Origin of the sequence: Pedobacter quisquiliarum (assembly GCF_014642175.1) — a bacterium.
Lineage (GTDB): Bacteria > Bacteroidota > Bacteroidia > Sphingobacteriales > Sphingobacteriaceae > Pedobacter > Pedobacter quisquiliarum.
In genome coordinates this window covers 283,483-305,934 of sequence record NZ_BMIL01000003.1, presented here as the reverse complement: position 1 = coordinate 305,934, position 22,452 = coordinate 283,483, and the positions used below count along the sequence as shown (strand labels likewise).

Genomic DNA, 22,452 nt, shown 5'->3' with positions numbered 1-22,452 from the left:
TTGTCTTATGACAAGAAATCGGTTCATATTCCAGTCTAGAACAACAACAATATATTGCCGCTGCACGTATTAATTCAAATAAGCATCTATATTTGGGCACAAATTTTAAATCAATATGGCTAAGGCATCTGAAATCAAAGTAGGAAATATATTACGGTTCAACGGGGAGCTGGTAACGGTTGTGGAATTTATACACCGTACACCAGGGAAAGGTGGAGCATTCTACTTAGGTAAATTTCGTAATATAAAAACATCACGTATCGTTGAAGCACGTTTAAACACAGACGAGCAAGTAGAGATTTGTCGCGTAGAGACCAACGACTACCAATACTTATATGAGGAAGGTGATTATTTCGTAGTAATGGACAACAACACTTTTGAACAATTTAGCGTTTCAAAAGCTTTGTTTGGACAGTCGGCAAGATTCATCAAAGAAGGCATGGATGTTTTGGTTTCTCTGGAAGGTGAAGAACCAATTATGGCGCAGGCACCCAACTTTGTTGAGCTTGAGATTACCTATTCTGAGCCAGCTGTAAAAGGTGATACCTCCTCAGGCGCACTAAAGACCGCAACTACTGAAAACGGCGTAGAACTTAAAGTTCCTTTGTTCGTGAACCAAGGCGACAGAATTAAAGTAGACACCCGTACTGGCGAGTATGTGGAACGTGTGAAATAAACAGCAATTGGCTTCGCAACAATATCGAAGTAAACAAGGTGTTCACAGGGCCTATACAGGGGGGCGACAAGGGGTTAACAGGGCTAAACACCTAGGTAATGGCTTGTCGACTCCTGGTATAGGCTTTTTTGTTCCCCGGTGAGCTATGGCGCTAGTATATCACAAAACCAGAATTCTGCTTTTCCTGCGTCTCCAGGTGCATCATACGCCCTGTATATCCGTTCCCCAATCCTGAATGGAATCGGCGTCTTAAAAATTGGACCATCAAAGCAAAAGGTGTGATACTCTCCGTTTTCTCCACATGGGTCAACACCTTCAGGAAGATCTGCGATAAAACTTTCGTCAATCAATCTGCCCGCGAAGGAGGCATCAAGCTTGTTCGCATCTACGCAGACCACAATAGCCTGAAATCCCCGGCTTATAAACTCCTGTAATAGTAACTTGGAGTCTTTTTGCCATAGAGGGAATATCGTCTTGAAGCCATATCCAGCCATCTGCTGTTCTCTATAAGCCCTTAAATCCTCCAGGAATATGTCGCCAAAAGCCGCACGATCAAAATGTTGAGCTTTCAATGCGTTTAGCGCTGCGCCGGTTGCAGATTCGTATGTAGCCATGTCCGGTTGTTCAGGTAATTCAATCGTCACGGCCGGAATATTCAATGCTTTTACTTGCATCATTAGCAATTCCCGTCGTAGGCCGTGCATAGTTACACGATCATGGTGATGATTTACAGTAGTGACCAGCATGTCAACACTGTACATGGGGTCTTGTAGCAAAAGATACAAAGCCATAGCCGAATCTTTACCTGTACTCCAATTGAAGAAAGTTTTAAGCTTGTCCAACGATGCTGCTATTTAATTTGCATGCCTGGAAGAAACCTGGCGTAGGTATCTGGATGAAGCGATCCTGCGGGATACACGACGATGCCGATACATCTCCCCTGTTTGTCAATTTCAAACGCTATCCCAGCTGAGTCGGCATAAACCTCTACTTCTTGCTGGTTCAATTTATATCCTTTTTGCTGTTGCAGATTGAAATTCTTTTTTAATTGGGAAAGCAGAACAGAAGTTCCAATGCCCTGCTCGGTTTTATAGCTGGGCGCGGTAACGCGAACCTGCTTGATCAAGGCGGTCTCACTGTTACCTACATCTTTCGATGTAAAAATAGATAGTGAATATCCTGCAGTATCATGCCCTTCAAACCAGGTTGACACGGCTTTCCCCATAGCTGCATCTCCTGCGTCCGGCCGACCATACTTGTTCATTATTCCTGCTGCATCTGTGTCGAGTTCTAGATCGCCAATGGAACGTCCAGCTACAATGAGTGAATCTGCAGGTACAGTCACCGCAGGAGAAGGAATCCCGGATACGCTCGAGCTGTCTGTTGATTGTCTGCTTCCGGTATTTACGGCATCTTTTGAATTGGAGCCGCAAGAAACGCAAATACAACTTGCAAGAAAAAGGATGGAAAAGACAAAGTTAAATTTCATGGGTTCGTAGTTTAATTGCTGCTTGTAACCTGAAAAGCGGGCGCAAGTTATCATTTTCATTATTGCAAATTTCGGTCCAGCCTGCAACAAGGTATCCACAACAAAACGGCTTAATCCTAATAAAAACCGCTACAAGTAGTGATTTCTGAATTGATGATTAATGATGAAGTTTATCAATGAACCAACAACCTAAATTCTTTATCTAAACTAACGAACATGAAAAAAGCTATCTTCTACTTGTCATGACTTTCTTTATGATTGCCGGCGTTCATGCGCAATCACGTTCTGTATTTCGCTCCGGGTACTTACGCCTTGGCCTAAACGCTTTGGGAGGTGATCTAGAATTTAACCTAAGCCCAAAGCAAAATGTCCTGGATGGGAATTTTGGTGCTGCACAAGGCTATGTCCTGGAGATGGGCAGGATTTTCTATTTTCAGGATCGAAGCTTGATTGCACCCCTAAACTATGGAATTGACTGGACCTACTTTTCCCTGAATTACAACGAACTGGACCAATGGGATGCCTATGGTGCAGCAAATGGGCAGCCTTATGGAACAGGCGGCGAAGCACTCGCTGTTGCAGCATCCACGAAGATCGGCCCGGTTGTATCATTTAACCTCATTGAGAAAGTCGTGGTAGATGCACGTATACAGCTGGCACCCACCTTCCGGTTTTTCGACGTCAGCTACTATGAGATGGATCAAGAAGGTAATGATACCCGCAACTTTTCATTCACCGATGATTTATCGGGTGAAAACGACGATAACTACGATTCAGAAAGCGTAAAGAACCGGATTGGGTTTGGCGTGCAGACAAATTTCGGGCTCACGCTTCGTAGAAAAGCGATAGGCATCGCACTAGATGTTGTCTCCGGAAGCGTTAAGAACAGATACCAGGCCCTGGAAAATGGCAGCTACACCTTTGGCAAGGAGAAAATGAAAGCAACGAACTTTCAGGTTAAGCTCAGTTTGACTTTGTAAATAATATTCAGTTGAGCAGATGCAAGATGCTTCAACTGAATTCCTTTTTTTACCTGAGAAGCTAGCTAGTTTATAGCCACACTATTGCTTCGCCTTTTTATATCCTTACCAGTGCTTCGCCTCTTTATATCCGGACCAGCGCTTCACCTTCAAAGGTGATGCCTGCCCAGCCATGGAGCATGAACTGCCTGATGTTCTGGTGATCTGTACCTTCAGGGTTTTCGGTTACCGCTTTGTAATGTTCTGCAAACAAGAGTAGGGTGTCTGCTTGCTCTAGCCCGTTGAGTTTTGCGAAGCTGAAGACCTTTGCACTGCCCTGGTTTTGTGTTGCTTCGTTGTAAACTGCTCCGTTCCTGAATGCGGTGGGTGTATGCTGGTAATGTGATTCTATAAACGCGATCACATCGGTAAACTGGATACTTGCTGTTTTTAGTTTAGTAAGTAGCTCGATAATTTGTGCTTCCATTTTTCTTGTTGTAAGTACTTGCAAATATAAATTTGTGCCGCTGGTTTATTGTCTTAACGGCTGTTATTTAGCTTTTATTTGAGACACGTCGCTGTAAGCCGATAATCCTGGCTTGTGCATAGATTGCACAGTTGCAGGTCCGTTATGGAAAGTTCCACCCTGCGCAACAACTAAATCATACGTGAATTCAGTAATACCCCGGGGTAGCATTTCAACAAAAAACTCCGCACCGGTATCTCTGGTCACCTGATAAAAACCGACTTTTTCGGTATATTGATAGCCGCTCTTGACCTGCTGAGGCTCAAAGGCTGCTGCGCGTCCGTCTTTTATGTGTACGAACTTAAGATTGGTAGCAGTTTCTACTTTAAGCCTTACTTGCACCCGCTCCCCTGCCTTCAACACAGTCGTCGGTGTTATTTTTTGCAAACCTTCTCCGGCGCGAGAAACATAGAGTGCTTTTTCGATTTTGAGTGCTTTGTTGAGGTGTTCCTGCCGATCCGGGTTCGCAAAGTAATACCAGGTTAAATCACCTGCTGTTCCTGTACCTGTCGCAGACACTTTAATGTTTTTGGGAATCTCCTTTAGGGAAATGTAGTCCATCGGCTTACCTTTAAGCAGATCATCAGAGACCACTAGCACATGGTCATCAACATTTACGACCATGGATTTTGTACCCTCCTGAAGGTCAATCTTCTGTTTTTGCAATAGTCCGATCGCTGCAGCAGTACCAGCCATCGTCTGCCAGCTTTCGACAGATCTGGTGGTCAGCAACCACTTAACTAGCTTTGCATCCAGGCCATCATACTTTCCACTTTCCTCAAAAGCTTCAGCAACCAGCGCTAAGGTTTCTTCCGCAGAGCGGTCCATATTTTCCCCATCGGCGATCGCTTTCCAGCGCAGGCCATTCTGCTCATCCTCAATAGCCAACTGCCGGATGTTTTCAAGTTGTTCGTAGGCTTTTGCATACAGACGATGCTTAGGCCCTACATACCGGAATGTGTTTATAATTAGCAGGGCTTGTTGTTCCAGACTCAGCGTATTCGCGGCCGACCAGGCCTTTTCCAATTGCAGCGCTGCTGCTTCCTGGTTGGCAGCCGTCAAGGGGTACGTTTTCAACCAGTAAGATACCGCATACAAGGATTTCAGGTTCATGAAACCTGTTTTACCTGTTGTTGCCAGTTCACGTTGATCCGCCAGCAGTTTTTGTAAAAAGGTATCAAACGATGGATCACTAGCGAGATTCATCCATCCGAAATGTGGTTGTAACCGGCCAAAACCCGCGAGTACATATGCACTGACATCCGCATTCGGTCGACCCCCATCAAACCAGGCCATACCACCACCGGATTGTTGAAGTTTATAGAGTTTTTCCAACTGCTGGCCAACCTTCTGGCGTGCAGTTACCGAGTCTAACAATGCAGACAAGGCACGCTGTTGGGTTGCAACATGGGTGTTTAAGCCCAGCCGTGGCATAAGGTCTGCTGTAATTTCCTTTAGTAAGACATGCGTTGAGTCCTCAGCCTGCTCAGCCGAATCTTTAGATTTCATAAAAGCTGAACGCAAGGTCGTGTCCCGCTGCAGCAAATTCATAGCAACAATATGGGCATAGATTTTATCAAAGATCTGTTCTGCCGTTTCTGAACGACCGTTAGCGAGCGACGGTAGCGCATACAGTAGGGAGGCGGTAGGTTTTTGATTGATGGAAACACTTAAGCCTTGCAGTTCAGCATCAGCAGGTAGTTTTGGTGCAGCGATACCTGCAGCTGTTTGTCCGGCATTCTTTATAGGCTGTTGCTGCTGTAGAAATATGCGTGTAGAAAGTATGGGTAAAATATGCTCTTCTGCATCTGCCACGGAACCACTTGTTGCGGTTACAATCACCTTGAGTGGGTTGGTCTGCTTTGCCGGAATACGAAGGGCATAGGTGACGGCAGTAGATGTTTTGCCTTGCAGGCTGAATGCAAAATTACTTTCAGCCGTAATGATCGAAGTCAAATCCGCTCCCGTCACCGCGTCCTCAATCTTCAGCTTTGCCGTACCAGAAATCGCCAGTGTATCAAGGTTGCTGATTCTGCTTTGAATCTGTAGTTGATCGCCCTGGTAGAGGAACCTTGGTACGTTTGGTTGAACCATTAAATTCAGCTGCGTTTGTATGGTTCGCTCCAGGTAGGAGAATGTACCCTTTGCGGTATGGGCAAGCATCTTCCAGTTCCAGGTTGTAGCACTTTCGGGCATGGTATAACTGAAACTAAAATACCCATCGCGATCTGCCTGAAGCTGCGGATGGAAGAACGCCGTTTCGTTGAAGTTCTTCCTGATCTTAACTGGAACGTCTTCCATGCCAGGCAAAACGATTTTGCCCGATGTACTGATCACAATAGCACCATGAGCAGCCTTGCTACCGTAAATTGCAACAGCTTCTTGGTCTTTTAAAATGACCATATCCCGAATGCGAGCTGGATCCAGACTGTCCATGTCCCCAACGAAGACTTTACCGTCCACAATAATTAATGCTTGCTTATTTCCGGCCAGGGAGGTATTACCCCGAAGTTGAATACGCTGACTACGCTGGGCATAACCCACTACGACTACCTCGTTTAAGGACATCTTCTGATATGTTTCGAGATCCATTGCCCGGCCCATCAGCAAAGGGGTTAAATCCGCTGTAGCGTACTTTTTAGGGTAGATCCATGGCTGATTCGCTGGAACATCGCCCTTCAAACGTTCATTCGTGATCGTATAACTCCAGGGATTTGCAAGATAGACCTGTGGCGCATCCATAGTCGGCAAATGCCAACGGTGCTTGTTCAGCTGATCCAATGTAGCATCGTAAACGGTTGTCAGTAGTTCCGACGCTACTTTGGCGTCTTTAGTTTTCAGAGAAACCTTTGCCGATGCCTTTGCTCCAGGCGCCAAAATGCTTCGATAATTTTCCACGACAACAGCAGGTTCTTCTGCGATTTCCTTGCGCTCAATTAAGAGCTCTTTTTCAAACCGTTTGATCTCATTGTCGCTGACGCTGATTCTTTGAAGCAGAAGCTTACCCACAATCTTTTTTGGAACCCGGAAAGTCCAGGTTCTTAACCCTGCTTGCTCCGCCTTGGTCATGTAGATGCTGATGACTTTTCGCCCATCCGAGCCGTCGTTGTACATCACCTTGTAGATGGTATAATTGTCCTTTTTCCCGGAACTGTACCAGGTGATCTCCTCTCCCGGCTTTACCGTACTTGCTGCGATGTAGTTAACATCTGCTTCAGGTACTGCAATGGACTTGCTATCAAAAACGCTGAAGTTGTATTCCGTAAAGCCCAATGTTCTACCACCTTCCATCGAAGTAAGGACCAGATGAAAATAGCCAGTGCTAACTTTGTCTTTCGACAAATGTATCTTCCCTCCTTTTCCTGTATACACAACGGTATCCAAAACCAGTGTTTTGACAAGACTTGTATCTGTTGAAGTAGCGCCATTACGGAAAAGTTGCACATGTACTGGTCGAGATAACAACCCTTCAAAGATGTTTGTTGTCTCCAGCGGTAGATCTGATAGGTTCTGCCGGTCGTAGGTCTCCTCGACATCAACAGCGATATCCACGGGACGTGAAGAAACATCGATGGATGCCTCCAGTACTGTGCTTTCTCCCGTAGCATCAACAGCTTTTGCGATGATGCTATAGCGGATTTGGTATCTCTGATCGTCTTTGATATCGTATTTGCGCAATGCTGCATCATCTATCGAGAATGACACGTTGCCTTTTGCATCCGTATAAAGGGTCGTATCGGCAAGTTTATGCATCGCAGGAATTTCCGTGTACAGCCTTCCCCGATGCTGATCCCATGGATGATAAAAGTTACGTGTGATGGTATACGAAATTGGTGTATTGTTCAGCGTTGCGCCGCTAAATGCCCGCACTTTCAAATTCACGTCGATCCGCTGTCCTGGGTAGCGCATCTCTTGCTGCTTTTCCATGCTAAGCTCAACCGTTGGACGCTTGTATTCTTCAACCCTGAAGCCACCAGCATTGCTCGCCGTGTAGTTTGTAGCAGGCCGAACATACCAGGAACCCAGTGCCGCTTGTTTTGAGATTATAAATGATCCTGCAAAACTTGAAAAATTATTGATCGTGATGATCGCGGAGTCGATGACCTTACCAAACGGGTCCGTAAGTTTAATCTTGTTATCTCCATTTTTCACAAATGCTTTCATCCATCGTGCGAAGGTGGCTGAGCCAAGATTTTCTTTGTTCAGCAGCATTGGTTGTTGAGTTTTCGGATTTCTGGTCATCAGGATAAGCTTATAATGAACAATTTGTCCAGGCCTGTAAATGCTTCGATCCGTGAATATTTCCATTCTGAGCTGGTCTGAATAGAAATCTAACAAGTCATCCGCATCATCCTGATCTTGCCCCATCCGAGCGGTACGATAGCCGCTATCGTAGATGGTATACCGCAAAGTGTCTCCAGGCTTGCTGATGAGTAAACTTCCTGCGGGTTGCTCTGGCAAATCCACATGGCCGTCTTTTTTCACCCTGAATACGGCAGGTTGCTTCTTACTGCCCAGCTGCTGCAGGTACTGAACCCTGGCACCTGCTAATGGTACACCGGTACTGCGATTTAAGATGAAGATCTTTTTATCATCATTTATGGCCGCAATGGAGGTCACTTGAAACGTTAATCCATTTAGGCTGGTGGTATCCTCGCCGAGGACATGCTTTGCAAAAAGCAGTCGATACGAACCTATCGGCAGTTTAGGAAGGTTCAGCTTTGCATCATGAAGTTGGTGATCGTCCGGGAGCGATAAGTCGAAGCTTCCCTGCGCAACCGGTCTTGCGGTCAGCCATGCCGGATCAAACTTCTCGTTTAACTTATCTACACCTTCAGCAGCAGTAATCCGGATAATCCGATAATACAAGACGGCGGTATTCTTATATTTTACCTTTATTGGAATCTGCTGATCTGGCAATTGCTTATCTTCCAGGACCACCTGTATTCCGGCTGCACGTATTTGCCTGGCCATGTCGGCAAGTGGCTGATCGTAAACAGGATGGTTTTTAAACGCTTCTGCGTTCTGCTCATATAAATCGAGTGCTTTTTTACGGTGGAACTGGAACTGAGGATGTTCAGCATACCCATTTCCCTGTTCATTCCAGAGCAGGCAAAGCTGGTAGATGGCATGTAATTTTACCGACTGGTATTTTGATGTACTGCTGTTCTGGAGATACCTAACGTATGCTTCACTTTGTATACTGTCGTTGGTTGTGGTGCTGTACATATACTGGCGTGCTAGTGCTTCAACAAACGTGCTCTTTTCAGGATTACGCTGCGTCTCATGTATCCAGTTCCGGTAAGCCAGCAAAGCACTAGGGTTCTGCTGGTCTACTTTCATGCTTAAGCTATCGAGTTTTTTTCGGAATGCAGGCGATGATAGCTGCAGCATTTTGTTTTTGCGCGACTGTATAGATGGAGGATCATTGTACCGCTGGCTGAACCATACAATTTGGGCTGCTCGAACGATGTCTTCCAGACTTTCATTAAGGGTCAAGCACTCGGGATCTATAGGCAACCAGGATAATGCACTTGGGTTCCCTTTTACTGCATTGATTTTGAGTGCTGAAGCATAATCACCATCAATCATTTCATTACGTTGTTTGTATGATAATGCTGCATAGTCCACCTTCAACTTTGAACTTCTATAAGCCGCAGTATTGAACCGTTGGGGACGCACTTCAAACGCGGCCAAGCGGTGTGCCCGAAGGAGGTACATCAGCACCTTCAGTGTAGGTGATGTACTTCGGCTATCAATAAGGGTATCCATGAAAGCACTGTTTTGGAAATACAGGCTATCTTCTGTTTGCTTGTCACGTATTATCAAAAGATCATAGCGGCTCCTGGCATGGGAGATGTCGTCCTGAGCTGCTATAGCTTGGACTTTCAATTCGTTTAGTTGTTGAGCAGTGGATTGAAGGGCCCTGTTATTCCGCAGGTTAGCTTCAAGTGTTTCAAACAACTGGAGGCGGGCAGCCGGATCATGGGTTTGGGAACTTGCAGGGCTGCATATAAATAAAAGTAGCAGGCAAAGCAGATAACCCTGCATCGTGGAACTTAATTTTCTCATGAAGGAACGTTAAACACTCAAGTTTAACAAATTATTCTCAGGAAAATGTATGGTCTTGTTGCAGGAACATAAAGGTGCTGTTAAGGTTATGCGCTGAATGGAAACTAATGCCCCTCTTCTGACTTCATGTTATCCCCATCTTTGAAATGCAAGCGCCTGAAGATTGCACCTGACAAAATCGTCAAGCTACCAACAACTAAAAACGTGTACCTAAAGGCATTATGAATCTCGTCGTGAATCAACTTGACATCCCCCTGGAAGAACTTCAATACCAATAAACCAAAAGCAACCCCAAAACCGAGCGCTAGCTGCTGATTAACGGATACCAGGGAGTTTCCACTGCTGGTCTGGTACTGACGGAGGTCAGCGATGGAAATGGTATTCATAGCGGTAAACTGAATGGAGTTGAAGAAACCCAGCAAAGCGATAATCGGCATGTACCAGTAAATTGAAGCACTAACCGCAGGAATAGCCATACTACAGATCAGGAAGCCGATGATGAAGGTATTTGTCATCAGCGTGGCACGGTAACCAAAGCGGTCTAAGATCCCGATCACGGCCGACTTGCCAAACATGGCTGTAATCGCCATTGGTGCCACAATCCAACCTGATGTAACAGCAGAGCGTCCGTAAGCAATCTGAATCATCATGGGCAGCAAAAGCGGAATGGCGCTGATGCCCAGTCTGGTCGCGAGATTACCAAGGATACCCACCCTAAACGTACGGACTTTGAAGAGGTCCAATGGGAAAATTGGGTTATCATCCCGTGAAGCATGGCGGTAGTAATAGTACAGCATTAAGAAGCCTAACAACAACACCAGCAATACCGGGGTAACATGTACGGTATTGCCGAAGAGCTCTAAAGCGATGGAAAGCAGCAAAGAGGCCGCAGCAAATATGAGAAATCCCTTCAGGTCGAAATCGATAATAGGCGACTTATAGTCGGGCATGTACTTCAGGCTTAACACGATGCCCAGCGCACCTATGGGTATATTAATCAGAAAGATCCAGTGCCAGGACAGGTAATCGACCATGTAACCGCCAACAAGCGGGCCGAGCACAGGGCCAATCAGCGCCGGAATGATGGCGAAGTTCATCGCTTTTAGCAGCTCATGCTTTTGGAAGGTCCGGATCAAGGCAAGCTTACCCACGGGCGTCATCAAGCTGCCGCCTAACCCTTGAATCATTCGGGCGACCACGAGTTCGGTCAGGTTCTGCGACAGGGAACAAAACAGCGAACCGGCACTAAATAGAATCAGTGAAAAGATAAAGACCTTTTTAGTGCCGAACTTATCTGAAAGAAAGCCACTCACGGGCATGAAGACTGCCAGGGTAAGCACATAACTGATGATCGCATTCTGCATGTTCAAGGGTGACTCCTTAAGATCCTTTGCAATAGCCGGCAACGAAGTGTTCAGAATTGTTGAATCCAGCATCTGCATGAAGATGGATGTAGCCAGAATGATGGGTAACAATTTTTTAGTAACCTCGGGTGTTTGCAAGGAAGCAGTTGTATTCATGTTGCTTTATTAAAGATTGGACATCATTTAAACCTACAAACAGCCGCGTTGGTTTGAACGGCGACAAGATCAGGGAAATATGCCTTAAACATATTGTCGCTATTTTCAACTAAACAGCTGATCGTTTGTTGACTATCTAAAACAATGGCTATGGATAACAACAATCAGTTGCTCGTTGCTGAGCTTGAAAAACTACTACGGGGTGGCACTGCACATGTCGGATTTGAAGATGCAACTGCTGGTCTGGATGAAGCGTTGCTGGCTAAAGTACCGGAAAACCTACCCTATAGCATCTGGCAATTAGTGGAACACATCCGGATTGCACAAGCAGATATGCTCGACTTCTGCCGGAATCCCTCCTATCAAGCTTTAAACTGGCCGGATGACTACTGGCCTAAAGAAGTCGCACCTAAGGACAATGCGGCATTTGAAGAAAGTGTACAGGCTTTTGCAGCTGATTTGGAAGCATTTATTCAGCTTTTAAGAGCGGGGGATCTTTATACTCCTTTTCCGCATGGCGATGGACAAACCCTTTTGCGTGAAGCCCTACAGCTCGCCGACCATACTGCATACCATGTTGCCGAGATTGTGGTGATCCGGCGACTGCTGCAAGCCTGGCCGCCGGCAAAGTAGGTTAAGGTTTCCCCTGCTCGGTGCAAACCAGTTCATCTACATTGTCGCCCAATGACCGTGCTTGTTTCAGATAATCCTGCTTTATATTCTCTGGGATGGTTTTCTCCCGTGAAAAAATCCACAGGTATTTCGGGCTATTACCTAACACTTATTGTCAGTTGTATCATTTTTGAAGCGGGCAGTCAGGCGTCGGATATTCTATTATCTTGCAACCTTATTATAAAAGGTCCTTAACGTAAAAAGACAATCAACATGAAAAAACAGCTATTAACGCTCCTCGTCCCGGTACTACTCATCATTTCCTGTAGCAAAAAAGACGACAAACCAAGTACAACCCTTGATCAGGACAAAGTCTCTTTGAACTATGATCAGACGCATCAATTTAAACTTAATGAAGGTAGCTCAAGCGTCGAGGCTGCTAAAGCCACCTGGAGTTCAAGCGATCTAAGCGTCGGCACGATCAATGCCGCCGGATTGTTTACCGCAAGAAAAATTGGTAACACCACCATAGAGGCCGTGGTAAACGGATCTACAATCAGCTCGGAAGTTACCGTTGTTCCTTACAGTGAACTTTGCATAGAGCCCGTTGCCGAGTTTGGCATCACAATGGCGGCTGTAAAAAGCAGGGAAAAGCGTGCCTTACTGGAGCAAAGCAGTAATGGGCTCCTTTATAAAGGTGAGAACGCGAAGTTGCTGAATGTAATTTACAGTTTTCAACCTTCCGGATTGGAATCTTCCCTCCTATTACTTTCACCAACTGAAGCTGTTGTAGAAGAGTCGGGAAGATTCTTTGCAGAGCGATATCCATTCGCTGGCGAATCTGATGGCATATTCTTCTTCGAAGATTTGAAAACAACCGTTGGTGTGGGTTATCTGGAGGAATTGGGCTTCGTTGCCGTGTATTTCCCAAGTTCAATCACCATTATGCGTACTGCTGGAGCAAAAAGTTCAACAGAAAAGCTTAAGGCTTTGAAGCAGGCATTTGTGGAAACTGGCAGATCAGTTACCCTTAGCCAAAGCAAGTAGGCAATCAAGCGGATAGCCTTCAGCATTACTTGATTTATGTATAAAAACAACAACCCTGGATAGACAATCCGGGGTTGTTGTTTTTAACACGATTACTTTACGGCTTTAAAGCGCGCAAGTGGAGCCATTCTGGCTTTATTCAAAGACAGGTCTTCACCGCTCAGGCTATAGTTATCAGCGGTCATCAACGCCTTGGTCAATTCGTTTTCAACTTCCATGTTATCGCAGGCCATTTTGGTCGACATACCTGCAGAGAACTTAATTCTTCCATTGCCTTCCAGGCTGAAGTTCCCACCGATACCGTTGCAGCCGCCAGTTGCAGAATACCGGCTATCTTTGGTGTGCAGTTGCAGGAATGGCATTTTACCATTCACCTGATCGGCAATCGGTTTACCATACAGTTCCACAAGCTTCCATTTACGGTCGGTAATTACCGAGGTTTGGGCGGTCGATAGTTCTGATTTCTTGAAGATGCTGCAGGCGCTTAGCGTTAGCGCACATACCGCGATGGTTAATAATTTAAAGTGCTTCATGTTCATTTGTTTATTGCTGATTTAAATGCGAAAAGCTGTAATGCAGCGAATATAGCAATTCGGCTGTGCTCCTCCCTGCTATTCCTGTGCCAAGCTACTTTTCTTAGAACATCAGGGCAACTATGCTGTTAATAGTACTGCTTGGCGTCCATGGAGAATAAGTATAAAACATTGAGATTGATATTGGGTGATCAGCTCAATTTGCAGCATCCCTGGTATGCGGAACGGGATCCATCCATTCTGTATGTCCTGATGGAAATACGAACAGAGACCGACTATGTATGGCATCATATTCAGAAAGCCTGTGCCTTTTTTGCGGCTATGGAGGCTTTTGCGGCGAATTTACAGCAGCTTGAACATGCGGTGCATTACCTCAAACTTGATGATCCGGCAAACCAGCAAAGCATCGCGGCGAATTGCGGCAACCTCATTCAGCAACATCAGATTAAGAAGTTCGAGTACCAGTTACCCGACGAGTACAGGTTAGATGAGATGTTGAAGGCGTACAGCAAGCAGCTGGGCATTGCAAGTCAGGTTTATGATACGGAGCACTTTTTCAGTAGCAGGGATGAGCTTGGTTTGTTCTTCGCAAGTAAGAAAGGTTTATTGATGGAAACTTTCTATCGCGAGATGCGGAAGAAACACGGCATCCTGCTGAATGGCAAGGAACCTGCGGGTGGGAAGTGGAACTTCGATGAAGAAAACCGGCGCAAACTGCCGAAGAATCATAAGCCTTATCCGCCATTGCTGTTTAACAATAATGTGCGACCGCAGTACAACCGGCTTGTACAGGCAGGCGTAAAGACAATCGGCAACATCAATCCTGAACAGTTTTACTGGCCCATCAGCCGGGAGCAAGCCCTGGAACTACTACAGCATTTTACAGCACACTGTCTGCCTTTATTCGGCACTTTCCAGGATGCAATGCATACGGATGAATGGTCCATCTATCATGCGCGGCTATCCTTTGCCATGAACTCGAAGATGCTCTCCCCGAAGGAAGTTGTACAAGCAGCAATCGCCGCCTGGCAGAGTGCAGCGGGTGAAATCGGGATCAACCAACTGGAAGGCTTTATCCGGCAGATCCTGGGCTGGCGCGAATACATGCGGGGTATCTACTGGTTGAAGATGCCGGATTTCGCAAATTCGAACTACTTTGAACACAGCAGGAAGCTTCCAGACTGGTACTGGACCGGTAAGACGAAGATGAACTGTTTGAAACATAGCATCGGGCAGTCGCTTCAACACGCCTATGCACACCATATCCAACGGTTGATGATCACGGGCAACTTCGCTTTGTTGGCGGGTATCGATCCCGATGACGTGGATTTCTGGTATCTGGGCATATACATTGATGCGATTGAATGGGTGGAAATTACGAATACCAGGGGCATGAGCCAGTTTGCTGATGGCGGCATCACTGGATCGAAGCCATACACCGCAAGTGCAAACTACATCCATAAGCAGAGTAATTACTGCGAGCAATGTAAGTACGACCGCAGCAAGCGAATCGGAGATGATGCTTGTCCATTCAACAGCTTGTACTGGAATTTCCATGACCAGCACCGGGCCAAGCTACAGCATAACCCCAGATTGTCTATGGTGTACAGGCTCTGGGATAGAATGACGGCGCAGGATCGTGAGGCCATTTTGCTTCGCGCAGACTACTGCCTGGAGTATATTGAGGAACTTTAGTGGAGGAATTATAATGTTGGTTCAAGCATTATTGTATTGCTATCCGAAGAAACAACCGAGTTCATCCTTTCCGATGATTTCAAGTAGCACTTCAAGATTTGAATCGGATGGAAGTGGCTGGTAAGCTTCCCATTTCCCGGAACCACGCATCCAATAGAGCTTCCAACTGCTTTTGCTCTTCACATACTGTAGTTTAGCGAAAGGGAGTTCAAGCACCTTACCAGAATCATTCCAGGCGGGTCTGATTTCAAACAGGATAGCGCACTGCCCGTCCCAGGAATAACCAAGATCTACTTCCTTCCGAATCTCTTCATCTTCTGGCCTTATGTCTTCGATGAAGTTCTTCAGCAGTACTTCATGCATTGATAATGTTGTATTTTCCATATATGATTTTAGCCTGCATGCCAGCACAATTAGCGTGATATACCTTATGCGAATCCTACATGCTGATTTTGTATTAAGGATATATTGGCTAATTTGGGCTTTGTTAACAACTGTTAAAATTAAACTAAAGGTTTGAATAAAAAAACAAGAGACATCATCACCATAGGCTTCGCCTTATTCGCCATGTTCTTTGGGGCGGGCAACTTACTTCTCCCGCCTTTCATTGGAATACAGATCGGCGACCATGTTTTGATCACCATCATCGCATTCGGATTAAGCGGTATACTTTTACCCTTCCTCGGCATCCTTGCGGTGGTTAATGCGGGTGAGAAGTTTGAAGACCTTGCCGGGAAAATTCACCCACTCTTGTCTCCTATCCTTGGAACCGTCATCATGCTCTGCATCGGTCCGCTGATTGCAATTCCACGAACAGCAGCAACAACCTATGAAGTCGGTGTCTTACCATCGTTTCCTGGTGCTGGTCCCATCTGGACCTCCGTAATCTTCTTCACCCTTACCTGGCTGTTAACCATAAAACCCTCTAAGGTCGTAGACATCATAGGTAATGTGCTTACCCCATTGCTCCTGGTATTACTCTTTATCTTGATCCTACTGGGTGTTTTCGCACCAATCGACGGGTATCAGGAAACCGCACTAAGTAACGCACAATCATTTACACTGGGCTTTATCGATGGTTATCAAACCCTGGATGTGCTGGCTTCTGTAATTTTTGCGGGGATCATCATCGCAGCGACAAAGGCAAAGGGCTATCAAAGTACGGGTTCAAAAATGCAGGTGGTGATTACCGCTGGAGCTCTTTCATCCATTTTCCTTTTCATCATTTACGGCGGCCTCATCTACCTTGGGGCAACCTCTGGCGTAACTGGCACAACCATGAAACGATCGGAGCTCTTGATGTACATTTCACATTCAATTTTAGGACCTTACGGTAATGTAGCGATTGCTGTTGCTATTGCGCTTGCCTGTCTAACCACCTCTATCGCATTGGTTGCGGCGTTCGGAACTTTCTTCTCCGCACTTACGAAGGGGAAGTTAGAATACAAGTTATTGGTGACGGTTTGTTGTATTGCTTCGTGTGTACTGTCCATTACTGGCGTAGATAACATTATTGGTTTTGCTTATCCGATTCTGAGCTTTGTGTATCCAATTGCCATAACCCTGGTGCTTTATACCGTTTTCTTCGGGTCCATTGTAAAAAACAGGAAGCCATATATTTTTGCCTTGCTTGCCTCTACGGTCATAGCATTTTTTCATCTGCTAAAGCATTATGCACTGCTTAACGGAAGCAGCATTGAGATGCTAAATCATATTCCCCTATTTGAGTATGAGTTGGGCTGGGTGATACCTTCTGCGATTGGTTTTTTTGGTGCTTGGGCTCTGAGCGGCACGTCCAGAACCACTAAGGTCTCTTAGGTGCGCTAGCGATTGTATGAAGCGCCATTCTTAAATTATAATCTCTTGTATAATAGCTAGATATGGGTATTTCTATGCGTTAGTATTAATAGTAAGATTGTACACGGAAAGTGTTTTTTATCACTTTCCGTGATCTATGAATAAATTTTCTAAAAACATGCCCGCAGGGCTTCCATGGATTCGTCCAGATCCTGCATGCCTGTTTGCGATTTTGAGTTCTCCAATCTAACCTAACTACTAACATTGATATATAATGAAAAATCTACTATTAACTAAGTCTGCTGCGATTCTAATAATTATAGGATCTATAATTCTAGGGTGTAAAAAGGAAGTTGCCCTAGAAGAAGCAGCTTTAAAGAACGAAAGCGTTGAATCTGCGGTCTCCGCCAAACTGAGTTCAAAGTCTCTACTTGGAAGTCCAGCGGCATGCGGGCCAGTCCTGGCAAATAACGGGATTAGCAAAACTACAAGTAGTACGCAACGCGTTGTCTCAAATGCCAATACAATTTATGATACCGACTTCGTCTCTGCCGGTTTGGGTGGTCTCCGTGGTGTTGGTTCTGGAACCATAACTGTTCCGGGTTCCTTTACGTTAGGTACCGTCACGCATGCCTATTTATACTGGCATGGCATCAGCAACTCGCCTAATGGAGCGGGGCAAAGTATTCAGGTCAACTCAACAGCAGTTACCGGAGTAAAGCTAGGTGTCTCTTCAGATAACTGCTGGGGCTATTCCAATAGCCAGGCCTACCGTGCAGATGTTACAAGTTTGGTTCGTTCATCTTCAGGAAGATCCTTTGAACTTGACGAGTTCGATGATTTAAATCCAAATGGGGCATAAATTCTGGTATTCTACAGCGATGGGAATGAAACCAATAACCGGGATGTGGTGCTATTTGAGGGCAATGATTCAAACCAGCAATTTTCTGGGTTTCCCGATGATCCCGACGCACCTGCCGATCCAACTGGCTGGGACGTAACATTATCAGGAATAAATTACAAAAGTGGAGCAGCAAACATTGAGCTGCATGTTGCGGATGGACAGCCTTTTTCTGACGGTCCAGTCCTGGTAAATGGCACAACAGTGTTGCCAGCAGGTCCAAATTTCGACGGCAATACGGTTCCCGGGGGTGCGCTTTGGGATAAAAGAACTTTCGATGTAACCTCATTTCTCAACCCTGGACTGAACACATTGTCGCTCACGTCATCAATCAATGGAGATTGTCTTAGCTTAATTCTTGCCGTCATTGACTTACCTAAGGGAACTGCGCCGCCAAGTAAAAACATTAAGGTGCCTTTTGACATCAAACCTCAGGAATGTCCGAATGAGTTTGTCTGTTCAGTTAAGGGGCTGGTTACTGTTGGAATCTTGGGCACCAGCACCTTGAACGTGTCTCAGATCGACAAAGCGTCGATTCGCATCAATGGAATTAAGCCAAAAGAATCATGGATTAAAGATGTCACAGCGCCATTTACTGGGAATGTAAAAGACTGCAAAACCTGTATTATTGCTAAACAGGATGGAAACAAAGATCTGATGTTCAAATTCGACATTCAGCAGGTTGGTAAAAGCCTTGGTAAGGTCAAGCTCAATCAATGTATTAAGATTACCATAACTGGCAAGATGCTAGAAGCTCATGGCGGCGGCGAGATTACCGGAGAAGACTTTATTATAATTAAAAATCCCAAAAGATAATTTTCCTTGTTGGTAGGATGGCTACTTGATATGTTGACCGGCTATGCACGGTTAGTATATCAGGTAGTCTTTTTTTATCGTAGGCCTGACAAAGGAGACAACTACTAAGATTTTCTGAATGATTCAAATGAGGGCAACATATAGTCACAGACGAAATTCCAAAGGAAAATTTCTAACATCATAATTATCATCCACAATGCTTGCATTTATAAACTGGGTAACTGGAGTTGAATAATGCTCATACGAGCCATGTATATGACCAAAGATGTGAAACTTAGGCTTTATGCGCTTAACATGCCTGAGTAGGTCTGCACAACCCGCATTATCATTCAAACCTACCTGGTCTAAAATTCCCATGGGCGGACCATGTGTAACTAATACGTCCGTATTTGCTGGAATAAGTTTCCAATGCTTGTTGATGACCTTACCGCGTTCACAATTAAGCGCCCAGTCGAAAACCGAAGCTTTCCAGGCGGTCCTACATGCGTACATCGTTAATGGTCCTTGATTACTTCCCAATACAAAACTTACTAAAAATATTCTCCAGTAAATCATCCGTTGTAACCTGACCAGTAATCTCGCCAAGGTAGTGAAGCGCCTGCTTGATGTCCATCGCCAAAAAATCCGAAGTCACCGGATTCACCACGCCCTGCTCCACCTGTGCTAATGCTTCCTGCGTGCGCTGCAAAGCCTCAACGTGACGAATGTTGGTCACCATGGTATGGTTCTCCGTCAGCTGGTCCCCTACCGCGACTTCGTACAACAAGTCCTTTAAATCCTCAATGTGGCTCTTCTCCTTAGCAGAGATCGAAATGAACTGCACCCCTTCTGGCAAAGCCAGGGAAAAAGCATCCTGCGCAACCAGATCCATCTTGTTCGCCACTGCGACAAAAGGTACACCTGGCTTCTGCAGGCGTGCAATATCCGACAAGATCTCCGAAACAGATAGCTCCGCAGCATCGAACAAGTAAACCAGTAATGCAGATTGACTGATCTTTTCCATCGTCTTCTCCACCCCGATCACCTCGATCGCATCCTGCGCCTCCCGAATCCCTGCCGTATCAATCATGCGGAAATTGATGCCGTTGATGTTCAGCAATTCCTCTATCGTATCCCTGGTCGTACCCGCTATGGAACTCACAATTGCGCGCTCCTCGTTCAGCAAGGCATTCAGTAAAGTCGATTTACCCGCGTTCGGACGACCGGCAATCACCGTATTGATCCCCTGCTTAATCACGTTCCCCAATTCAAAAGAACGGATCAGCTTGCTGATCACTACCTTAATTCTGGTAATCAAAGCCTGCAACTGATCACGGTTCGCAAACTCAACATCTTCCTCCGCGAAATCCAGCTCCAGCTCAATCATGGAAGCAAAATGGATCAGCTGCTCCCGCAATTCATTCAGCTCATTGCTGAAACCACCACGCAGCTGGTTCATCGCCACCTGATGCGCGGCCTGTGAATCTGAAGCAATCAGATCGGCCACCGCTTCCGCCTGCGACAGGTCCAATGAACCATTCAGAAAAGCACGCAAGGTAAACTCCCCCGGCTTGGCTGCATGTGCGCCCTTCCGGATCAATAAAGAAATGATCTGCTGAATGATGAAATTGGAACCATGGCAGGAAATCTCCACAACATTTTCCTTCGTATAGGATTTCGGTGCCACAAACAGGCTCACCACCACCTCATCAATCACCACATCCCCATCCTTGATCAAACCGAAATGCAGAGTATGACTCTCCTGCTTCGTTAAGTCCTTACCGGCAAATACCGCATTCGCAATGTGGATGGCGTCCTTGCCCGATAAACGGATAACCCCGATGGCGCCAATGCCCGTCGGCGTGGATAATGCAACGATTGTGTGGTCTGCGGTCATATGTACTTCCTGCTGGTTTTTTAATCCCCAAATTTACCCAAACATTTCGTACCTGATTACGTTAACCAACAAATAAGCATAACATTTATGAAGGATTTGCCTCTAACGGTAAAACGTTCCATTGAATTACTGGGTCTAGTGCTCGTAGTTGCCGTCCTGGTGATCGGCCGAGACATCATCATGCCACTGCTGATGGCCTTCTTCATCAGCCTGGTCCTGCTCCCGCTCTTCCGCTTCTTCCGCAGATACAAAATTCCGGAAACCATTGCCATCATCCTCTGCCTGCTCGTGCTGGTCGTTGTCGTTGGTGCCATAGGTTTCTTCTTCGTCAACCAGATGGGTATGCTGGTCAAGGACTTCCCCCAGATTAAAGAAAACGTGGCCCTGCACATCAAATCGCTTAGCGAATGGGTGGGCGGCATCACACACGTCTCCTCCAAAGAACAGATGGAATTCATCTCTAAAAAGAGTGATGACCTGATGACCTACGCCGGTGGCATGGCCAGCGGTGCCGCAGTAACGCTATCCTCCATCTTCGTGTTTGTGGGCCTGCTGCCGATATACATCTACCTGATGCTGTTCTACAAGGGCATCCTGCTGCGCTTCATCTTCATGTGGTTCCAGCCGGAAGATCACGCCAAAGTGAAAGAAACCATCTACGAAACCGAAGCCATCATCAAAAACTACCTTGGTGGTTTACTGATCCAGGTGACCTATATGACCATCCTGCTGGGTGGTTTACTCCTGCTTTTCGGCATCAAACATGCCCTGCTGATCGGTGTCATCTTCGCTATCCTGAACCTGATCCCTTACGTGGGTGCCTTACTGGGGAACGTGATCGGTGTGGTGCTTACGCTGACGTCCTCCACAGAACTGGGCCCCGTGATTACGGTCTTGCTGGTGATTGCAGCAGTACAGTTCCTGGACAATAACATCCTGATGCCACGCATCGTCGGCTCGAAAATCAAGATCAATGCGCTCATGGCCATCCTTGGTGTCGTTATCGGGGGCAGCATTGCCGGCATCTCCGGGATGTTCCTCTCAATGCCGATCATCGCGGTCATGAAGATCATTTTCGACCATACCATCCAGTTTAAACAATGGGGCATCCTGCTCGGTGATCAGCGCCCCGCGCGAAGTCCGATGACCTTCCCGATCTTCCGCAAGAAGAAAGATATCCCAACCGTACCCGGCGTAGAAAAATAATTTTCATCGCCACACAATATTTCAAAGATTCCAACGCTTTAGTAATTGAGAGCGTTAATTAGATAAGGGGCAACTGATCATAGATCGTTGTCCCTTTCTTCTTTTAAGGCCAATCCATTGCAGGCAATTTACTTTCCTACCTACCCGCTTTTTTCATCGTGTTTTCAAAAGATAGACCAGCAGCACCATACAAATGATGAGGATGGCGATCGTCGTGGTTTTAGCAAAGAAATCTGGAGAATTTCACAACCACAAAGCCGAACCCCATGATTCCGATGCTCATTCGGATCCATGCTAAAAATGTTCGTTCATTGGCCAGGTGATCTGCCACCCTGGGTTTTTCAAGTACTTTTTCTTCCATTATGCGCCTATGCTTTTCTAAGTTTATCGATGATGTTCATGAAATTAAACAACGGCATTCGTTTATGGTGTTCGTTTTCTGCAACCCGGGGGGCAATTTTAGAATCGTTTTCAGGCAGCACCAGGAGAAACACACAGGAGACAAAGATGAAACGCACAGCAAACGCACATTTTCGTGGGTCTCGTGTGCGTTCGGTGTGCGTTTGCTGTGCGTTGGGTGTGCGTTTGATCCGAAGCTGTTCCCGAACTTTCTTCAGCTTCCGGTCATTCAATCGAAGGCGAATGACCAGGCTAGCGACTAAGCTAACGACCAAGCTTGCGACCAAGCAAACGACTAAGCCGGTAACCAAGTTGGGAACGGAGCTGT

The 22,452-nt window shown here is 46.0% G+C and carries 20 protein-coding genes; 9 read left to right on the top strand and 11 right to left on the bottom strand.

Going from position 1 to position 22,452, the window contains the following annotated elements:
* Nucleotides 1-115 precede the first annotated feature (115 nt).
* Nucleotides 116-676: an elongation factor P gene (gene efp / locus IEW69_RS06205; RefSeq protein ID WP_188625962.1), complete on the top strand. Its 561-nt coding sequence runs from the start codon at nt 116-118 to the stop codon at nt 674-676.
* A 143-nt stretch (nt 677-819) separates the two neighbouring features.
* Here the strand turns inward: efp and IEW69_RS06200 are convergent, their stop codons facing one another.
* Nucleotides 820-1,518, bottom strand: coding sequence for a Dph6-related ATP pyrophosphatase (locus tag IEW69_RS06200; protein ID WP_188625961.1), 699 nt, complete (start codon nt 1,516-1,518; stop codon nt 820-822).
* An 8-nt stretch (nt 1,519-1,526) separates the two neighbouring features.
* The gene (locus tag IEW69_RS06195) at nt 1,527-2,165 is read right to left on the bottom strand and encodes a hypothetical protein (RefSeq protein WP_188625960.1); all 639 of its coding nucleotides are present in this window, start codon (nt 2,163-2,165) and stop codon (nt 1,527-1,529) included.
* 242 nt (nt 2,166-2,407) lie between these two features.
* Between IEW69_RS06195 and IEW69_RS06190 the strand changes: the two genes are divergently transcribed.
* A complete protein-coding gene (locus tag IEW69_RS06190) occupies nt 2,408-3,145 on the top strand; it encodes a hypothetical protein (RefSeq protein ID WP_188625959.1) in 738 nt (245 codons plus the stop codon).
* Between the two features lie 124 nt (nt 3,146-3,269).
* On the opposite strand, the gene IEW69_RS06185 is transcribed toward IEW69_RS06190, so the two are convergent.
* The 3 genes from IEW69_RS06185 to IEW69_RS06175 form a co-directional block, all read right to left on the bottom strand.
* On the bottom strand, nt 3,270-3,611 hold the full coding sequence (locus tag IEW69_RS06185) for a HopJ type III effector protein (RefSeq protein ID WP_188625958.1): 342 nt from the start codon (nt 3,609-3,611) through the stop codon (nt 3,270-3,272).
* Between the two features lie 63 nt (nt 3,612-3,674).
* Entirely contained in the window at nt 3,675-9,722 is a 6,048-nt protein-coding gene (locus tag IEW69_RS06180; RefSeq protein ID WP_188625957.1) for an alpha-2-macroglobulin family protein, read from the bottom strand.
* 104 nt (nt 9,723-9,826) lie between these two features.
* Nucleotides 9,827-11,242, bottom strand: coding sequence for an MFS transporter (locus tag IEW69_RS06175; RefSeq protein WP_188625956.1), 1,416 nt, complete (start codon nt 11,240-11,242; stop codon nt 9,827-9,829).
* Between the two features lie 150 nt (nt 11,243-11,392).
* Here IEW69_RS06175 and IEW69_RS06170 point away from each other — a divergent pair, with 150 nt between their 5' ends.
* Nucleotides 11,393-11,875, top strand: coding sequence for a DinB family protein (locus tag IEW69_RS06170; RefSeq protein ID WP_188625955.1), 483 nt, complete (start codon nt 11,393-11,395; stop codon nt 11,873-11,875).
* 252 nt (nt 11,876-12,127) lie between these two features.
* Nucleotides 12,128-12,901 carry an Ig-like domain-containing protein gene (locus tag IEW69_RS06160; protein ID WP_188625953.1) on the top strand — a complete coding sequence of 258 codons (774 nt, stop codon included), beginning with the start codon at nt 12,128-12,130 and terminating at the stop codon, nt 12,899-12,901.
* 92 nt (nt 12,902-12,993) lie between these two features.
* On the opposite strand, the gene IEW69_RS06155 is transcribed toward IEW69_RS06160, so the two are convergent.
* A complete protein-coding gene (locus IEW69_RS06155; RefSeq protein WP_188625952.1) occupies nt 12,994-13,434 on the bottom strand; it encodes an META domain-containing protein in 441 nt (146 codons plus the stop codon).
* Nucleotides 13,435-13,584: 150 nt separating this feature from the next.
* On the opposite strand from IEW69_RS06155, the gene IEW69_RS06150 reads away from it, so the two are divergent.
* On the top strand, nt 13,585-15,129 hold the full coding sequence (locus tag IEW69_RS06150) for a cryptochrome/photolyase family protein (RefSeq protein WP_188625951.1): 1,545 nt from the start codon (nt 13,585-13,587) through the stop codon (nt 15,127-15,129).
* Nucleotides 15,130-15,168: 39 nt separating this feature from the next.
* Here IEW69_RS06150 and IEW69_RS06145 read toward each other — a convergent pair whose 3' ends face one another.
* Nucleotides 15,169-15,513: a DUF3024 domain-containing protein gene (locus IEW69_RS06145; RefSeq protein ID WP_188625950.1), complete on the bottom strand. Its 345-nt coding sequence runs from the start codon at nt 15,511-15,513 to the stop codon at nt 15,169-15,171.
* Nucleotides 15,514-15,645: 132 nt separating this feature from the next.
* On the opposite strand from IEW69_RS06145, the gene brnQ reads away from it, so the two are divergent.
* From brnQ to IEW69_RS06130, 3 genes are all read left to right on the top strand, one after another.
* Entirely contained in the window at nt 15,646-16,947 is a 1,302-nt protein-coding gene (gene brnQ / locus IEW69_RS06140; protein WP_188625949.1) for a branched-chain amino acid transport system II carrier protein, read from the top strand.
* A 253-nt stretch (nt 16,948-17,200) separates the two neighbouring features.
* Entirely contained in the window at nt 17,201-17,788 is a 588-nt protein-coding gene (locus IEW69_RS06135; protein ID WP_188625948.1) for a hypothetical protein, read from the top strand.
* Nucleotides 17,789-17,833: 45 nt separating this feature from the next.
* Entirely contained in the window at nt 17,834-18,643 is an 810-nt protein-coding gene (locus tag IEW69_RS06130) for a hypothetical protein (protein WP_188625947.1), read from the top strand.
* 144 nt (nt 18,644-18,787) lie between these two features.
* On the opposite strand, the gene IEW69_RS06125 is transcribed toward IEW69_RS06130, so the two are convergent.
* Together IEW69_RS06125 and mnmE are read right to left on the bottom strand one after the other, a co-directional pair.
* A complete protein-coding gene (locus IEW69_RS06125; protein WP_188625946.1) occupies nt 18,788-19,135 on the bottom strand; it encodes a metallophosphoesterase family protein in 348 nt (115 codons plus the stop codon).
* A gap of 16 nt (nt 19,136-19,151) precedes the next feature.
* A complete protein-coding gene (gene mnmE / locus IEW69_RS06120) occupies nt 19,152-20,519 on the bottom strand; it encodes a tRNA uridine-5-carboxymethylaminomethyl(34) synthesis GTPase MnmE (RefSeq protein ID WP_188625945.1) in 1,368 nt (455 codons plus the stop codon).
* A gap of 87 nt (nt 20,520-20,606) precedes the next feature.
* Here mnmE and IEW69_RS06115 point away from each other — a divergent pair, with 87 nt between their 5' ends.
* Nucleotides 20,607-21,725 (top strand): AI-2E family transporter, encoded by a 1,119-nt coding sequence (locus IEW69_RS06115; RefSeq protein ID WP_188625944.1) that lies wholly within the window; start codon nt 20,607-20,609, stop codon nt 21,723-21,725.
* 220 nt (nt 21,726-21,945) lie between these two features.
* On the opposite strand, the gene IEW69_RS06110 is transcribed toward IEW69_RS06115, so the two are convergent.
* On the bottom strand, nt 21,946-22,086 hold the full coding sequence (locus IEW69_RS06110) for a YidH family protein (protein ID WP_229663535.1): 141 nt from the start codon (nt 22,084-22,086) through the stop codon (nt 21,946-21,948).
* Between the two features lie 7 nt (nt 22,087-22,093).
* On the bottom strand, nt 22,094-22,399 hold the full coding sequence (locus IEW69_RS06105) for a hypothetical protein (RefSeq protein WP_188625943.1): 306 nt from the start codon (nt 22,397-22,399) through the stop codon (nt 22,094-22,096).
* Nucleotides 22,400-22,452 lie beyond the last annotated feature (53 nt).

Excerpts from the sequence above, each read along its gene's own strand:
- efp (WP_188625962.1), top strand. The coding sequence starts at position 116 with ATGGCTAAGGCATCTGAAATCAAAGTAGGAAATATATTACGGTTCAAC.
- IEW69_RS06195 (WP_188625960.1), bottom strand. The coding sequence starts at position 2,165 with ATGAAATTTAACTTTGTCTTTTCCATCCTTTTTCTTGCAAGTTGTATT.
- IEW69_RS06190 (WP_188625959.1), top strand. The coding sequence starts at position 2,408 with ATGACTTTCTTTATGATTGCCGGCGTTCATGCGCAATCACGTTCTGTA.
- IEW69_RS06185 (WP_188625958.1), bottom strand. The coding sequence starts at position 3,611 with ATGGAAGCACAAATTATCGAGCTACTTACTAAACTAAAAACAGCAAGT.
- IEW69_RS06180 (WP_188625957.1), bottom strand. The coding sequence starts at position 9,722 with ATGAGAAAATTAAGTTCCACGATGCAGGGTTATCTGCTTTGCCTGCTA.
- IEW69_RS06175 (WP_188625956.1), bottom strand. The coding sequence starts at position 11,242 with ATGAATACAACTGCTTCCTTGCAAACACCCGAGGTTACTAAAAAATTG.
- IEW69_RS06170 (WP_188625955.1), top strand. The coding sequence starts at position 11,393 with ATGGATAACAACAATCAGTTGCTCGTTGCTGAGCTTGAAAAACTACTA.
- IEW69_RS06160 (WP_188625953.1), top strand. The coding sequence starts at position 12,128 with ATGAAAAAACAGCTATTAACGCTCCTCGTCCCGGTACTACTCATCATT.
- IEW69_RS06155 (WP_188625952.1), bottom strand. The coding sequence starts at position 13,434 with ATGAAGCACTTTAAATTATTAACCATCGCGGTATGTGCGCTAACGCTA.
- IEW69_RS06150 (WP_188625951.1), top strand. The coding sequence starts at position 13,585 with ATGGAGAATAAGTATAAAACATTGAGATTGATATTGGGTGATCAGCTC.
- IEW69_RS06145 (WP_188625950.1), bottom strand. The coding sequence starts at position 15,513 with ATGGAAAATACAACATTATCAATGCATGAAGTACTGCTGAAGAACTTC.
- IEW69_RS06135 (WP_188625948.1), top strand. The coding sequence starts at position 17,201 with ATGAAAAATCTACTATTAACTAAGTCTGCTGCGATTCTAATAATTATA.
- IEW69_RS06125 (WP_188625946.1), bottom strand. The coding sequence starts at position 19,135 with ATGTACGCATGTAGGACCGCCTGGAAAGCTTCGGTTTTCGACTGGGCG.
- mnmE (WP_188625945.1), bottom strand. The coding sequence starts at position 20,519 with ATGACCGCAGACCACACAATCGTTGCATTATCCACGCCGACGGGCATT.
- IEW69_RS06115 (WP_188625944.1), top strand. The coding sequence starts at position 20,607 with ATGAAGGATTTGCCTCTAACGGTAAAACGTTCCATTGAATTACTGGGT.
- IEW69_RS06110 (WP_229663535.1), bottom strand. The coding sequence starts at position 22,086 with ATGGAAGAAAAAGTACTTGAAAAACCCAGGGTGGCAGATCACCTGGCC.